The 651-nt window shown below is 63.0% G+C and carries 1 protein-coding gene; it reads left to right on the top strand.

The window, feature by feature from the left end; genetic code table 11:
* Positions 1 to 207 (top strand): nucleoside-diphosphate kinase (locus B4F73_RS00775; RefSeq protein ID WP_290482283.1); only part of this gene is annotated, 207 nt, incomplete at its 5' end.
* Between the last annotated feature and the right edge of the window lie 444 nt (positions 208 to 651).

Here is a 651-nt window from a genome sequence, read left to right as displayed (position 1 = left end):
GTCGTTCAGGTCCTCGAAGGCGAGAACGCTGTTGCCGCCTACCGTGAAGTCATGGGCGCCACGAACCCGGCCGAAGCCGCTGACGGCACGATCCGCAAACTGTTCGCCAAATCCATCGGCGAAAACACCGTGCACGGTTCGGACTCCGAAGAGAATGCCGCGATCGAGATCGCGCAATTCTTCTCCGAGGCCGACATCGCTGGCTAAGGCGACGCCTTCGGGCAGATGAGAATTCAGAGAGGGCCCGCCGCAAGGTTGGGCCCTTTTTGTTGCGCGCAGCACAAACGGCCGGGCAGGCGGCGCGTTCCGGGGGTTACCAGATCAGCTTCAAGGCTGGCGGAGTCATGTGTCCGGACGCGGCAGGTGATAGAGCCTGCATTCCTGGCGAAAGCCGGGATCTCTTGCTGCAGGAGGCCCCGGCATGCGCCGGGGACACGGATCGGGGGTGAGAATGANNGGTGAGATTTGCAAAGGGCCCGCCGTAAGGTTGGGCCCTTTTTCTTGCACGCAGCACAAGCGGCCGGACAGGCGGCGCCTTCCGGGGGTTACCAGATCAGTTTCAAGGCTGGCAGGGTCATGTGTCGGGGCGCGGCAGGTGATAGAGTCTGCATTCCTGGCGAAAGCCGGAATCTCTTGCTGCAGGAGGCCCCG

It is taken from the genome of Hyphomonas sp. UBA3601, assembly GCF_002375605.1.
Taxonomy (GTDB): Bacteria; Pseudomonadota; Alphaproteobacteria; order Caulobacterales; family Hyphomonadaceae; genus Hyphomonas.
Note: the sequence above shows the minus strand (reverse complement) of the source record. Positions and strands in the feature narration are given on the sequence as shown.